This is a genomic window from Stenotrophomonas sp. STEN063 (genome assembly GCF_056854515.1).
Genome location: NZ_JBXFWF010000002.1, coordinates 100,978 through 116,128, shown reverse-complemented (window position 1 = coordinate 116,128; position 15,151 = coordinate 100,978). Strand labels below are relative to the sequence as shown.

Below are 15,151 nucleotides of genomic sequence, written 5' to 3'. Positions count from 1 at the left end.
TAGCTTGAACGGCGCCAAGGACCGGTCTCGCCGACCTGCGCCATCAGCGCCATGCACCACCTCAGCGAGCTTGGGCAGTGGTTTCCCAGGAGATGAAGGCCCAACGTCTGGTGGGTGCCAATCCGAGTCGATTCAGGGGCGAATGCCCGTGCCACTGCGCGATCCTGCTGCGCTCGTTCATCTGCAGCTCGCCGAACACCTGTTCTGCCTGGCGGATCAGGTCCTCGGCAGTCTGCGCTTGGTCCAATGCCGAAACCGGCAGGTAGTCGAGCCGTGGCTCCCGTCCCAAGTCCCAAAGCAGCTCCATCACATAGCGATGGTCCGGCATGGGAATCCATTGCCGACCCAGCAGCGCCGCAAGCTCCAAGACGCCAGTACGCGGCTGCGTGGTACAGGTCACGTAGACGCGCTGCGCTGCGTGCGCGTCGAGTTTCATCAGCGCCCGTTCCAGCTCAGGGACCATCAGTGAACGCGAGGCGATGGCGACGTCACAGACGGGCAGCTTGCTCCAGTCGTCATCCCATGACAGATGGTGTGGCTCGATGTTGTCGACCTGTTGGGCGCGGATGGCGGCATGCAGGCCATCAAGCATGCCCCGGCTGTAGTCCAGGGCATGGACCTGTTGCACCTGCGCGGCGATTGGCACGCTGAGCAGGCCGGGCCCGCAACCAACGTCCAGCACGCTGTTCACACCGTTCAGGTCGAGCCGCGCCAGGAATGCCTCGCTGTAGTCGTCGTGCCGACGCTTCCAGCTGGACTGCGCCGCCCGCGCATCCCACGCGCTGGCGGGCTTGGCCTGGAAGCCGCAGGCCAGCAGATGCTGGCGGTAGCGGGCCATGTGATCGATGGGGGCTGGAGGTGTGGTCATCAGGACAGTGACTGCAGGTCAGGAAGGGCAAAGGCTATGCGCGAGGCATCGACGTTGTAGAGCTGCGCCAACCGTTCGGGTGTGGCGACCTCGCGGGCGGGGCCGAGCGCGTGCAGGCTTCCGTTGGCCATCAAGGCGATGCGGTCTGCCACCTGCAGCGCATGCTGCGGTTGGTGTGTGGACAGCAACACGCCGATGCCGCGATCGGCGAGGCTGCGCACGGTGTCGAGAATGCGCAGCTGGTTGCCGAAATCGAGGCTGGCGGTAGGTTCATCCATGATCAGGATCCGTGCACGTTGCGTGAGTGCGCGCGCTATCAACACCAGTTGGCGTTCACCGCCACTGAGGGTGTTGACCACGCGTTGCGCCAATGCGGCGATGCCGAGCTGATCCAGGCAGTCAAGGGCAATTTTTTCGTCCGCACGCGTGGGCGTGGCCAATAAACCAAGATGGGCCGCGCGGCCCATGGCAACGACTTCCAGCACCCGCCAGGCAAAGGCGAACGGCGCCGACTGTGGAACGTACGCCAGCTGCCGGGCGCGTTGGTTGCGGCCAAGCAGATGCAGCGGCTGCCCCTGCAACGCAATCTCGCCAGAAATGGCGGGGAGCAGGCCAAGTAGCGTGCGGAACAGCGTGGTCTTGCCGCAGCCATTCGGGCCCAGCAGGCACAGCACTTCGCCTGCATGAAGGTGCAGGTCCGAAGGCTCGCCCAGGGGCTGCTGGCGATGGCCTACCGTCAGCCCGCGTGCCTGCAGGAGAACGTCGCCCATGCTCATGCCCGGCTCTCGCTGCGTGCCAGCACCAACAGGAAACACGGCACACCGACGAACGCAGTGAGAATGCCGAGCGGCAGCTCTATCGGAGCCAAGGTCCGCGCCAGCGTGTCGGCGGCGAGCAGGAAGCTGGCACCCAGCAGCAGGCTGGTTGGCAACAGCCGACGGAAGTCGGCGCCCACCAGCAAGCGCGCGATGTGTGGCACCACCAGCCCGACCCAGCCGATGATGCCGGCCAGTGACACAGCAGCCGCTGTGCATAGTGTTGCTGCGGCAATCAGCGTCCAGCGTAGCGGTGTGACCGCTACTCCCAATGCGCTGGCTTCCTCATCACCGAGGCTGAGCAGGTTGATGCGCCAGCGCAGCAACAGCAGCGGTAACAATCCGACCAGCAGCAGCGGTGCGGTGACGCGCAGATCATCAAGGACAACGGCATTCAATCCGCCAAGCAGCCAGAACGTGATTGAAGGAAGCTGGGTGTAAGGGTCTGCAAGCAGCTTCAATAGCGAAATGCCGGCGCCCAACAGTGCCGACACGGCAACGCCGGCCAGCACCAGCACCAGTATCGGTTCATGTCGACGCACCAGCGCTGCCACCAGACAGACCAGACCGACCGCAGTCAACCCGCCGGCGAAGGCGAAGCCCTGCACCAGCAACAATGGCAGACCGAGGAACAATGCCAGCGACGCACCTAGCCCGGCACCCGCGGAGACACCAAGAATGTCGGGCGAGACCAGAGGATTGCGGAACATCGCTTGATACGCCGCCCCGGCAGCGGACAGCACCGCACCAATCAGCACCGCCGCGATCACGCGCGGCAGGCGGATATTCCATAGCGCCGCATGCACAGCGGGCGGACTTGGCTCGCCAATGCCAAACAGCTGCCAGCCTATTGCCTGCACCACGCACGCCGGCGATACAGGGAACTGGCCAACCGAGAATGCCAACAGGATCATTGCCGCCAGCAGCACCCAGCCGCCGGCATGCCATGCCCAGCGCGGCATCGGGCGCACCCTCATTGGCGACCATCCAGGCTGCGCACGATGTCCGCTGGTAGCGGCTGATCCCAAAGCAGTTGATGCAGCGCGTTGATGCGCGTGCGCAGTGCGGCAGGTGCAAGCGCCGGCGATGCACCGGGATGCAGCCGCGACAGCAGCCACGGCAAGCCTGGTAGGCGATTGACGCCGGGCGGGCCATCCAGCCAACCGAACGGTAGTGACGGTGCGCAATGCAAGCGCCCTTCGCGCACCGCACGCAGGCTGCGCCAACGTGCGTCCTGTGCCGCGCTTGCGGCAAATGCGGCGTCCTGGGTAAGGATCACGTCCGGGTCCCAGGCCAGCAGTTGCTCCAGCGAGACACGTGCCAGCCCCCCTTTGCCAGCCGCGGCAGCAACATTGCGGCCACCGCAGAACTCGATGACCTCGGTGTTGATCGAACCGGACAGGCCACTTTCCAGCCCATCGCTGCCGCGCCCGTAGTAGACAGTCGGACGCGAGGCCGCAGGGCGGGCGGCAAGCACCTCGCGCACCAACGCCAGCTGTGCTTCCGCTGCCTGCGCCAGCGCCTCGCCACGCGCGGTCACACCAAGCAGCTTGCCGACATGGCGCAGCTGAGCGGGATGATCGGGCAAGTGTCCTGCAACCAGCTCGACCGGAATTCCGGTCTGCTGCCACACCCGCTCGGCGGAGTCACGGTAGCTCGCGTCGAAATCACCGGCATCCAGCACCAGATCCGGCTGCAGCTCAAGCAGGTGTTCCAGGCTGACGGTGCTGCCGCGTCCGGCAAGACGGCCGACCATCGGCAGGCCGCGGAGTGCCGTCGGCAGCAGCGCCAGCGCGCTTGGTGAAACCCGCATGGGCCAGCCCAGCAATCGCTGCGGCGCGATCGCCGCAACCAGCACCGCTGCCGGGGCGCCCGCGGCGAACACGCGCTGCGGTGTGCCTTTGGGTTCGCCCAGGCGCAGCACGCGTTGTGCGGGCATTGCCAATAGTCGGCCTCCTGCAAACAGCAATGGTGCCAGCGCGAAGGCCTGCAACAGGGCGCGACGTTTCATATCGCCTCCTGATCTTGCTGGCGGCAGCCATCCCACCAGTGCTGCAGGGCCGCGTCGGTGGCAGGAAGCTCAACCGCCATGCCACCGGTGAACGCGCGCCAGGCTTCCAGATAGGGAAGCTTCACTGCGGTGAGCAGCGGGATGCCGGCCAGCATCAGCGCCAACAGTTCGTCGGCCATGCCGCCGCCTTGCGACTCGAGCGTGCCGAACCGATTGGCAATCGCCAGCGCCGCCGGTTCCTGCGCGGCACGACGTAGTACGACACTGGCATCGGCAATGCCGCGCGGATCGAGATTGCAGCCACAGGCAGCAGCGCCCAGCGCCTGGCTGATGGGGTAGCGGGACTGCGGATCGGTTACGTCCATCAGTACCATGCGCTTGCCCGTGGCTGTTGGCGCATGAGGCAGGTGCACCAGCCCGCGGACGCGGTGCCCGGCTGCGAGCTGGCGGGCAGCAAAAGCCGCCAGCAGTCCATCGGGCTCACCGTTGCCGTCGTGCACGATGGCGGCGATGCGTGCGGGCTGCGCGCTGCTCATGCTCAGTACCTCCAGTTGGCATTGGCAAACCAGGTGCGGCCAGGCATGGGGTAGCCATCGGCCAGCTCATACCATTTGTCGCCGATATTGCGCACGCCCAGGTCAAAGCCGACGTTGCCGCGCGGTGACCAGCTCGCCTTCAGGCCGCCGATGCCGAAGCCAGGCAGGGCACGCACCGGACGAGTAGTATCGGCATAGCTGACCTTGCGCCCTTGTTCGGCTTCCAGGCTGGCCTGCAGACGCAACTGCGGCAGCAGCTGCCAGCCGACGGCCATGAACAAGCGCTGGCGCGGGCTGTCGAGCAGGGCCACATCGCGGTTCTCCAGGTTGGTGCGCCGCAACCAGGTGTAGCTTGCCTGCAAGTCCCAGTCCTCACCGATGCGCTGCTGCAAGCCCAGCTCCATGCCGACGTTGCGGGCGCGGCCAATGTTCTGCGCCTGATTGCAGGTGCGACCGCCGCACTCAGGCGAGGCAACGACGGCGGTCTGGATCAGGTCATCAATGCGGCTGTGGAACATCGCTGCCTGCAGTTGGCTGCCTTGCCACCAGCTACCGCGCAGGCCCAGTTCGAGATGGGTGGCATGCTCGGGAGCGAGGTCAGGGTTGGGCAGTGCGGCTCCCATGCGTGCCGAATAGCGATCCTTGATGGTGGGGAAGCGCGTGCGACGTGCGGCGCTGGCATACCACTGCTGCTCCGGTGCCAATTGCTGCACGTACTCCAGAACGGCATTGGTGGCATCGGCACTGCCGGTCGGCCAGTAGTAGACACGCTTGGCCTCGCGACGGTCATGGCCGAGGCCTGCGCGCAGGTGCGCGGTGTCAGTCAGTGCGATACGGTCTTCGATTGCCACCGAGGTGGTGACATCGCGGAAGTCCTTGGTCGGCGAGTGCGGGTTACGCTCGCTGTGCTGGTCTTCCTTGTAATGCAATGCAAGCTGCAGTTGCTGGCGGGGCAGGGCGTTGCTGGCCAAGGTCAGCGAGCCGCCGATTGTCTTGTCGTCGTAGATGCTGGGGAAACTGGTGTTGTCCAGCGCGGTTTGATAGCTGCCGTCGGTGTAGGCCTCCAGTCCGTTGCCGTAGGTGTCGCGGTAGAGGCGGGTGCGCAAGGTCGTGTGCTGACCGAGCTGGGTATTGCCGATGAAGTACAGGCTGTCCTTGTCCCACCATGGCCAGCGCCAGTAACGGATGCCGCTGCGTGCGGTTCCCGTGTACACCGGATTGCCCTTCTCGCCATCCTGGCGCGCGTAGCCGATGGCATATTCATCGCCCTCACGCGGCGTATAGCCGAGCTTGAATGACAGGCGGCGATCTTCGCGGTCGGCATTGCGGCGGTAATCACCGGTGTCGGTAGGTACGCGCTTGTAGTCGACGAACCCATCCGGGAGTGGGAACTCATCCGCCTTCAGGATTGACCAGCCGAGCTGGTAGTACCAATCACCCTGGCGACCGCCGAGGTTGACCGCCGCCTTGCGCTCGCCGCCATCGGCGACGCCCAGCCGCAGGTCAGCCTCGAATGGACGCTCCGGCCGCCGGCTGATCAGGTTGATCGCCCCGCCGAGGATGTTGGGCCCATAGAGCAATGAAGCAGCGCCACTGGCGACGTCGATGCGGGCCAGGTCGAAGGTGGTGAACCGACCGAAGTCGACATAGCCGTCGTAAGGCACGTACAGCGGGACGCCGTCGAGGAATACCGGAACCTGGCGGGGATCGAAGCCACGCAGGTAGACCATGTCCTCGTTGCGCGAATTGCGTGCCAGGCTGACGCCCGGCAGCACGCTGACTGCGTCTCCGACCGTGTTGCGGTCCAGCTGCTGGATGCGTTCCGCGTCCAGGCTTCGCTCGGCGACAGTGGGAGAGGTGCCGCGCTCGGCGTGGACATCGATACTGCCCAAGGTGAAGACCGGCGGGGCAGTCGCTGTGTCGGCAGCTGCGGCCGACAGGGGGAGCAGAAGGGCTGACAGCGGCAGAACGAAACGGCAGGTGCGCATACTCGCAATCCTCGGGTTCGTTATATCCAAGATGATATAACGGTACGGTGAGGTCAACTTCGTGACCGATGCAGGGATTCTCAGGGGGGAGTGCCGGAGCGTCCTTGATCGATATCAAGCCGGGTGGAGATGGCGCGCGGCTTACACTGGGCACTGCTTCCGCCGCATGGACCAGACCAGATGAGCGAGACCGACCCCATGCTTGAGCTGCAAGGCAGCCTATGGCTGAACGTTGCGGGGCAAAGTCTGGGCGGCCGTGGCCGCTTCGCCTTGCTGGGGTTCATCGATGCCTGCGGTTCGATCAGCCAGGCCGCCAAGCGGATGGGCATGACCTACAAGAACGCCTGGGACGCCGTGGACGCCATGAACACGGCAGCCGGCGAACCCTTGGTTGCACGCAGCGTTGGCGGGCGTGGCGGCGGCGGTGCCCAGTTGACCGAGCGCGGACGCCAACTGGTTGCGCGCTTCGAGCAGCTTGAACGCGCGCACCGCGCCTTCCTGCAGTCCCAGCAGGTTCCCGCCGGATTGGATGAGGACATGGCTTTGATACGGAGGATCGGAATGATCACGAGTGCGCGCAATCAGTTCCACGGCCGGATCAGCGCCGTGGCCGCCGGTGCAGTGAACGATGAAGTGCAGATCGAAGTCGCGCCTGGGCTCACGGTCGTGGCGACCATCACCCACGGCAGCATGGAATCGTTGGGGCTGGAGATTGGCATGCCAGTCTACGCATTGGTGAAGGCCTCATCGGTGATTCTGGCGCACGATCAAGGCACGCGATGCTCCGCCCGGAATCAGTTCAGTGGCAAGGTTGCGAGAATTACAGGCGGCGCCGTGAATGATGAGGTTGTGGTGGACATTGGTCACGGTTGCATTGTGGTTGCAGTCATTACCAGTGATAGCACCAGTTCGCTGGAACTTCGGGAAAGCGAACCGGTGGTGGTGCTGTTCAATGCGTCAAGCGTGATTGTGGGAGTGTCGACCTGATCGGCGAACAGCCCTGATTCTTGATCCTCCGGTCCCTTGGCAGGAAGCAGTGAAGGGTATGCGATGGGGAGGTGTCCCTATCAACCTGCCAAGAACCCCACCCGAAGCCAGCTGCGTAACACCCTGCGCCAGGAGTTGTTGCTCCGCGCCCAGACCCAACCGTAGGGTCAAGGGTCTCAGCTGCCAGCAGGTTGCGCGTCCAAGCCAGCGCAGTGATCGTAAGAGTTTATCTGCCGGTCTGATGCCCATTACTGGTTGGGCCGCCTGACGTTGATATCGCTGCTTTCAGGACGTCCTGGCGCATTCCGAGTCTCCCTGGGCCAGCGGGGCAGCTGCCTGTACTGGGCGCGTGTTGGGGGCTGAAAAAAATCTTTCCCCTGCATTGATGGGCTGCTAGATTTACGCCGGGCTGCAGACCATGACTCTCGGCCCAGCCGGGCTGAGGGTAGCCCAAGGGGGAAGGTGGCAGGCTCCTGTCGCACTCCATGTTGCAGGTTTGAAGCGTTGATCCAGTGGGCAGGCCGCCAATGCGTGGACTGCCTCTTCGTGTGTGCAAGACAGGGGAAACATGGAATGAAACAGGCCACTGCCGTCCTTCGGCTGATGCATTGGGTGTGCGTATCGTTGCGTCAGGCGCAGCTGCCCAGTCTGTCCGCATATGCAAACAGGTCATTCTTCAGCCGGATGGCATGCCTATTGGTGGCGCTGAGCGGCATCACGTTGTCGGCACCCGCTTTGGCGTCGGCTGGTTGCAACGCAATCAATGCGCATTGGGGTGGCGGCCTGACACCAGTGGACCAGAATCTCTGGGAGGAGTACGCCTTGGAGCCAGGTGATGTCATTACCTATGACGTCACCAGCTCAGGGAGCGGAAACGCTAACCAGAATGATGGTGCGAGTGGCGCCGGCTTCGCGCTCTATGAGAACAACGCCGCGCAAGGTTCCGCCATCCTGCTGGAGGAATACACGTGGTCAGGTCATGAGCTGAACCAGCATGACTCGCATACCATCAGCACCAACCTGCCGACGTTCACCATCTATGCGTGGTCATTCGGGCCGCAGGGCGGCGTCGTTCAGGCGAAGGTGACCTGTCTTTCTGCTCCGAGCAACGTCTTGCTGGGCAATGCAACCGTGGCCCGTAGCGCTGGCGTGAACGCGCTGATCGGCATGCTGTCCTCCGTTGATAGCGACCCGAATGATTCGGCCACTTATACGCTTGTGTCCGGGGCTGGCAGCACCGACAACGCAAGCTTCAACATCTCCGGTTCCGAGCTGCGCATAAACGATGCCGCGCTGGTGGCAGCTGGCACCAAGTCCGTGCGTGTTCGCGCCACCGACTCGCATGCGCTGTTCCTTGAGAAGGAATTCCAGATAACGGTGGTGAACGATCTTCCGCCACCAACAATCAGTGCTGTTTCACCCAACACCGGCCCCACCGCTGGAGGCACGCAGGTAACCATTACCGGCACACGCTTCAGCTCCGCATCGCCGGCCATCAAGTTCGATGCGACCCTGGCAACGAGCTTTTCCATCGTAAGTGACACCCAGATCATCGCAACTTCGCCGGCATTGCCAGCAGGTTCGATCGACATTACGCTCACGACCTTGGACGGTACCAGCGCTACCAGCGCTGCCGATCGGTTTACCTATGTCAATGCCCCCACGGTCACATGGATTTCCCCCAACGTTGGGCTAACGGGCGGTGGCGCCACAGTCACCATCACCGGCACCGGCTTTGCAGCGGTGCCCCCGACCGGTGCAGTGAAATTCGGCGCTACCAACGCGACCTACACCATCAACAGCAATACCCAGATCACCGCGACGTCGCCCGCCAATTCGGCGGGTACCTACGACATCACCGTGACCAGCCCGGGTGGCACCAGTGCCACCAGCGCGGCGGATCAGTTCACCTATGTCGCTCCCCCCACGGTTACCTCGGTTTCGCCTGCTGGCGGGCCGACGGGCGGCGGTACTTCCGTCGTCATTACCGGTACCGGGTTTGCAGCGGTGCTCCCGACCGGTGCAGTGAAATTCGGCGCTACCAACGCGACCTACACCAAAAACAGCAATACCCAGATCACCGCGACGTCGCCCGCCAATTCGGCGGGTACCTACGACATCACCGTGACGAGCACAAGCGGTACCAGTGCTACCAGTGCCGCGGATCAATTCACCTATGCCGCTGCCCCAACGGTCACCTCGGTTTCGCCTACCGCCGGGCCGACGGGAGGCGGTACGACGGTCAACATCACCGGTACTGGCTTCGCAACGGTGCCCCCGACCGGCGCAGTGAAGTTCGGCGCCACCAACGCGACCTACACCATCATCAGCAACACCCAGATCGTGGCGACGGCGCCTGCCAATTCGGCGGGTACCTACGACATCAGAGTGACAAGCGTGGGCGGCACCAGTGCTACCAGCGCGGCGGATCAGTTCACCTATCTCGCTGCCCCCACGGTCACCTCGGTTTCGCCTACAGCCGGGCCGACGGGCGGTGGTATTTCCGTGATCATCACCGGTACCGGGTTTGCAGCAGTGCCCCCGACCGGTGCAGTGAAGTTCGGCGCCACCAACGCGACCTACACCATCAACAGCAATACCCAGATCACCGCGACGTCGCCCGCCAACTCGGCAGGTACCTACGACATCACCGTGACGAGCCCAGGCGGCACCAGTGCTACCAGCGCGGCGGATCAGTTCACTTATGCCGCTGCACCCACCGTCACATCGGTTTCGCCCACTGCCGGGCCGACGGGTGGCGGCACCACAGTCACTATCACTGGCACGGGCTTTGCAGTGATGGCCCCGACGGGCGCGGTGGCGTTCGGCGGTACCAACGCGACCTACACCATCATCAGCAACACCCAGATCGTAGCGACGGCGCCTGCCAATCTAGCGGGTACCTACGACATCACCGTGGCAAGCGCAGGCGGCACCAGTGCTACCAGCGCGGCGGATCAGTTCACCTATGTGGCACCTCCTACGGTCAGCGCCGTTTCGCCAAGCGTCGGACCGACTGCGGGCGGCACTGCAGTCGTCATCACCGGTACCGGGTTTGCCGCAGCCCCCGCTACCGGTGCGGTGAAATTTGGTGCGACGGCCGCTACCTATACCATCAACAGCAATACCCAGATCACGGCGACCTCACCGGCCAATCTGGCGGGCACTTACGACGTCACCGTGACTGCTGTTGGAGGCACCAGTGCGACCAGCGCGGCCGACCAGTTCATCTATTTCAACGCCCCGACGCTGACGTCGATATCGCCAACGGTCGGGTCGACCAGCGGCGGAACGACAGTCACTGTCAGTGGCACGGATTTCATCGCTGGCAATACTTCGGTGATGATCGGCAACGCAACCATCCCGGCCGGATCGGTGACGGTCATCAACACTGGTACGCTCAGCTTCTCCACGCCAGCGGCAGCAGCGGGGGTGGCCGGTATTACTGTCACTACCTTCGGTGGCGTCAGCCAAGCGAGCTCCGCGGGCGATTTCACCTATCAAACCCCACTGAGCATTACTGCCGATGCTGCTTCCGGATTGAAGGTTGGGGGGAGCTATTACCAATCCAATCCGGCTTCCGGGGGCGTGGCACCGTACGCCTACAGCCTGTATGCAGGCGCGTTCCCGCCTGGGACCACGCTTGATCAAGCAACGGGCATCGTGTCTGGAACACCCACCGTAGCAGGTAGCTTCAGCTACATCGTCGGGGTTCTTGATGGGGCCAGTGCTGCTTCGAACACCTCTATCACCACGGTATCCATTGGCAAGGGTGACCAGACCATCAGCTTCACCACGCAAGCGCCCGCAGCAGCGGTAGGAGGCACACCATATACGGTCGAGGCCAGCTCGAACTCAGGGTTGCAGGTCAACTACGCTCTGGATCTCTCCAGCTCCGGCTGCACCTTGGCTGGCAATACGGTCACCTTCATCGGCGTCGGCACCTGCCGGATCAATGCCAGTCAATCCGGTGATACCAACTGGAATCCGGCACCGCAGGCTCAGCTGAGTTTCGTCATCAACCAGGCACAGGGCCTGGGTCTCAGCATGAGCTTTGCACCTGCGTCCATGGCTGTGGGCTCCGAAGGAACACTGACGCTTACCTTCACCAACCCAAACGCGAGCACCACGCCCTCCTTCAATGCGACGGTGGGGACGAGTGCTTCATTGCTCTTCCCGGGCATGGCGGTAGGCGGAAATTGTGGTGCCTCCGCATCAAGTACGGGAACGTCCACAGTGAACCTGGATGACCTGCAGATACCCGCGGGCGGCTGTACCGTGACGCTGACCTATCAGGCAACAGGCGCCGGCAGTGCGCAATTGATCTACTCGGGCAGCGTGATTCCGGGTTACCCAGCGCTGGGAAGCGCTGTAAGCAATCAGATCAACGTGCGGCCTTCGATAACCGCCATCTCACCAGCTTCTGGTCCGGCGGGGGAGGTGGTTACGATCACCGGTACCGGCTTCCTCGCTACGGCTGCGGGCAATCAGGTGCTTTTTGGTTCTGTTCCCGGCACGGTGACGGCTGCATCGGCAACCTCGCTGACCGTCACGACGCCCGTCACAGGTAGTGGTGCGGTCAATGTGACTGTTGTGGTCGCTGGACAGACAAGCACGGACAACGTCAGCTACAACTTCATCGCCAAGCCGGTCGCGGGCGACAGGTCCGGTGTCACCGTGGCTTACAACACGAGCACTCCCATCGATCTCTCCAGCTCGATCAGCGGCGGGCCACACAGCAGTATCGCGATCGCCACAGCACCGGGGCATGGCACGACGACTGTTGCCGGCAACGTGGTGACCTATCTGCCGACTGTCGGCTACTTCGGTGCGGACAGTTTCACGTATACGGCCACAGGCGCGGGAGGTACTTCCGATGTCGCCACGGTGAGCCTCACCGTCGCGACGCCAGCAGCTCCGGTGGCTGCAGACCTCGACGGCATCGCAGTGCCACACAACAGCACGGGGCTGGCGATCGATCTATCAACGTCGATCACCGGTGTGCACAGCGGCATCGCAATCAGCGCCGGACCGACGCACGGAAGCGCGACGGTGGCAGGTGATGTGGTGACCTATGTGCCAACGGCGAACCATGCCGGTCCGGACAGCTTTACCTATACCGCAACTGGTCCGGGAGGCAGCTCGGCACCGGCGCAGGTCAGTATCACGGTTGGTGTACCGTTGCTTGCAGTAGGCGCGGTGAGCGAGTCGGTTGACTACGGCGCCATTGCAGCGCTGATCAATCTGGATATCACCGGAAAGGCAGCCTCGGTCGCAGTTGTAACTGCGCCAGCGCATGGAACGGCGATCGCCAACGGTACTGGTATCAGCTACACGCCGAACCCTGGGTATTCCGGTGCCGACAGTTTCACGTACACCGCGACCGATGCTTTCACCACCACCGCTTCGGCGCCAGTGAGCATTGCGGTCTCTGCCCCGGCGCTGGACCTGGGGCCGGCAACCCTGCCGGCTGCTACTGCATCAAACACCTATGGACAGGCGCTATCTGCCGATGGCGGCGCGGCGCCATATACCTACACTTCAACCGCGCTGCCGGCCGGCCTGAGCCTGTCCGCCGACGGTGAGTTGTCTGGTACTCCGACGCTTTCCGGGAACTTCAGTTTCGACATCACCGCAACGGATAGCAGCACCGGCAACGGCCCGTTCTCCGTCACCCGGCATTACACGTTGGTCATCAACGCTCCACAGCTGCAGCTGGATCCTCAGTTGCCGCCGGCGACCGGTGACCAGAATTACCACCAACAGCTAGGTGCACGTGGCGGCACTGCGCCGTACCGGTTCGCCCTGTCTTCCGGCAATTTGCCGCCGGGGCTGACCTTGACCGAGTCCGGCGAGATGGACGGTGAGCCCACTGCGGCTGGCAACTATGACTTCAGCGTGCAGGTTGCCGATGCGAATGGCTTTACCGCCGTACAGGCCTATCGCTTCATCGTGCAGGCGGCTGGGCAGACCATCAGCAACTTCGTCGCCAACCCGGCCGAACCGGTGTATTCGCAGGGCGGTACGTTTGCCGTGAGCGCCACCGGCGGTGCATCCGGCAACCCGGTGACGTTTGCCTCGACCACGCCAACGGTGTGCACCGTAGGCGGTGCGAGCGTGACCATGCTCGCCGCAGGCACCTGCTCGCTGACGGCCGATCAGGCGGGCAACGCGATGTACCAAGCCGCTGCACAGGTGCGGTTGGATGTGACAGTTGCTGTGGCCATCCCGCAACTGTCCTGGCTGGATGCAATGACCAAGGTCTACGGTGAGCCCACGTTCGAGCTGCCCGAGCCACAGAGCAACAGCACGGGCGCCTTCAGCTTCACCAGTTCCGATCCAGCCGTTGCCACGGTGAGTGGGCGTACCGTCACCTTGGTGGGCGAGGGCACTGCCATGCTGATTGCCAGCCAGGCGGCATCCGGAAGCTATGCGGCCGCATCGGTACAGCTGCAGTTGACGGTGAGTTCACGTCCCGACCCGACCCGTGATGCGCAGGTCAGTGGCGGCGTGCAGGCGCAGCTGGATTCCACCGTGCGGTTTGCGCAGGTGCAGAGTGACAACATCCGCGACCGCCTGCGCCAGGTACGTGGTGGCAGCAATGACAGCAACTTCAATTTCGCGCTGGCCTATGCCGGTAGCCAAAGTGCGTCTGGCCTGACGATGCCGGTTGGACGCGCCGCCGAAGCGGCACTGCCTGCGCTGCCGGAAGGCTGGGGTCTGTGGTTGGCGGGCACGGCGACCTTCGGTAGCGCCGGTCGTGGCGGACGTGCGGGTGGCGGTTTCGACTTCAATACAGGCGGCATCACGCTTGGTGCTGACCGTGCTGTTGGAGAAGACGTACTGCTCGGCATGGCAGGCAGTTGGGGCAAGCAAGGCACCGACTTCGACGGCACGCCGTCCAAGGTTGATGCAGACCAGCAATCGCTGGCTGTTTATGGCTTGTGGCGGCTTGGAGAACACATGTTCGTCGATGGCATGTTGGCCAATGGCAGGCTGGATTTCGATCTCACCCGCTGGAGCGAGACGGTTGCTGCGAGTGCGCATGCCAGCCGCAAGGGCGACCAGTGGTTCGGGTCGCTGACCTTGGGCTATGAGCATCGCAGCCCCTCCGGAATGAGCGTCACGGGTTACGGTCGCTACGATGGCCACCGCGCTACGTTGGATGGTTACCGAGAGGCTGGCCTTGGCGTATACGACCTGGTCTATGGACGGCAGCAGGTAGACAACAGTGCGTTGGCGGTAGGTCTGGAAGGCAGCCTTACATTCAAGCGCGAGCGTTTGAACTGGCGGCCGCATTGGAGCGTCGAGTACCGCAGCGCATTGGAGAACCGCGGCGATGTTTCGGTGAACTACGTGCAGCGGCCGCAGGGCACCGACTACATCCTGGCGATGCGCAGCTACAACGACGATATGTTCGCGGTGGGCGCAGGCATGGACCTGCAATTTGACAGCGGCTGGATGTTCTCGCTGTTGCTTGGCCATGAACAGGGGCGCAATGCAACGCGCAGCAACAGCATCGGCCTGCAGGTACGTTATGGCCAGCAAGGTGCCTCCCAGTCGATGTACAGCGATCAGTACAGTGGCGGATCCTCTGCGGATCAGCGCAATCGCTGCCGCGGGCCAACAACGCGTTGTACATCATCCGGAAGTTCGATCGGCGGCAGCCCGTCGCCCTGATGACAGGTCCGCACCGATGAAACGAAGGACATCGGTGCGGACGCATGAATGCGATGGTTGGATGACTGGCCATTCCCGGTTTGCTGCGCAGCGGCCGGGCAATGTGCTCGATGGGATGGTGCTACGGGATCTGCGTCGGACAGGTTGCTTGCCGAAACGATGGCTGCGGTTGGTCCAACAGATTGCGTTCCGCGGGGGCACAAGTTCCCGCTTGGACATGTTGTTGCCCGCGGCCCCGGGCCTGGTGCCAGGGCAGATGCCGGAAC

8 protein-coding genes are annotated in these 15,151 nt (G+C 63.5%); 2 read left to right on the top strand and 6 right to left on the bottom strand.

What is annotated here, in order from left to right:
* Positions 1 to 61: 61 nt before the first annotated feature.
* Genes AC1VWL_RS01290 through AC1VWL_RS01265 form a run of 6 tightly spaced genes read right to left on the bottom strand, consistent with a single transcriptional unit; the run spans position 62 to position 6,218 of the window.
* Entirely contained in the window at positions 62 to 868 is an 807-nt protein-coding gene (locus AC1VWL_RS01290; protein ID WP_482985470.1) for a class I SAM-dependent methyltransferase, read from the bottom strand.
* Entirely contained in the window at positions 868 to 1,638 is a 771-nt protein-coding gene (locus tag AC1VWL_RS01285; RefSeq protein ID WP_482985469.1) for an ABC transporter ATP-binding protein, read from the bottom strand. The genes AC1VWL_RS01290 and AC1VWL_RS01285 overlap by 1 nt, the downstream gene beginning before the upstream one ends.
* Before the next feature lie 2 nt (positions 1,639 to 1,640).
* Positions 1,641 to 2,660, bottom strand: coding sequence for a FecCD family ABC transporter permease (locus AC1VWL_RS01280; protein WP_481533736.1), 1,020 nt, complete (start codon positions 2,658 to 2,660; stop codon positions 1,641 to 1,643).
* The gene (locus AC1VWL_RS01275; RefSeq protein WP_482985468.1) at positions 2,657 to 3,694 is read right to left on the bottom strand and encodes an ABC transporter substrate-binding protein; all 1,038 of its coding nucleotides are present in this window, start codon (positions 3,692 to 3,694) and stop codon (positions 2,657 to 2,659) included. The genes AC1VWL_RS01280 and AC1VWL_RS01275 overlap by 4 nt, the downstream gene beginning before the upstream one ends.
* Positions 3,691 to 4,230 carry a DUF2478 domain-containing protein gene (locus AC1VWL_RS01270; protein WP_481533738.1) on the bottom strand — a complete coding sequence of 180 codons (540 nt, stop codon included), beginning with the start codon at positions 4,228 to 4,230 and terminating at the stop codon, positions 3,691 to 3,693. Before AC1VWL_RS01270 ends, AC1VWL_RS01275 begins: the two co-directional genes overlap by 4 nt.
* 2 nt (positions 4,231 to 4,232) lie before the next feature.
* Positions 4,233 to 6,218 carry a TonB-dependent receptor plug domain-containing protein gene (locus tag AC1VWL_RS01265; RefSeq protein ID WP_482985467.1) on the bottom strand — a complete coding sequence of 662 codons (1,986 nt, stop codon included), beginning with the start codon at positions 6,216 to 6,218 and terminating at the stop codon, positions 4,233 to 4,235.
* A 180-nt stretch (positions 6,219 to 6,398) separates the two neighbouring features.
* Here AC1VWL_RS01265 and AC1VWL_RS01260 point away from each other — a divergent pair, with 180 nt between their 5' ends.
* Together AC1VWL_RS01260 and AC1VWL_RS01255 are read left to right on the top strand one after the other, a co-directional pair.
* Positions 6,399 to 7,205 (top strand): TOBE domain-containing protein, encoded by an 807-nt coding sequence (locus tag AC1VWL_RS01260; RefSeq protein WP_482985466.1) that lies wholly within the window; start codon positions 6,399 to 6,401, stop codon positions 7,203 to 7,205.
* A 684-nt stretch (positions 7,206 to 7,889) separates the two neighbouring features.
* Positions 7,890 to 14,885, top strand: coding sequence for an IPT/TIG domain-containing protein (locus AC1VWL_RS01255; RefSeq protein WP_482985465.1), 6,996 nt, complete (start codon positions 7,890 to 7,892; stop codon positions 14,883 to 14,885).
* Positions 14,886 to 15,151: the final 266 nt, after the last annotated feature.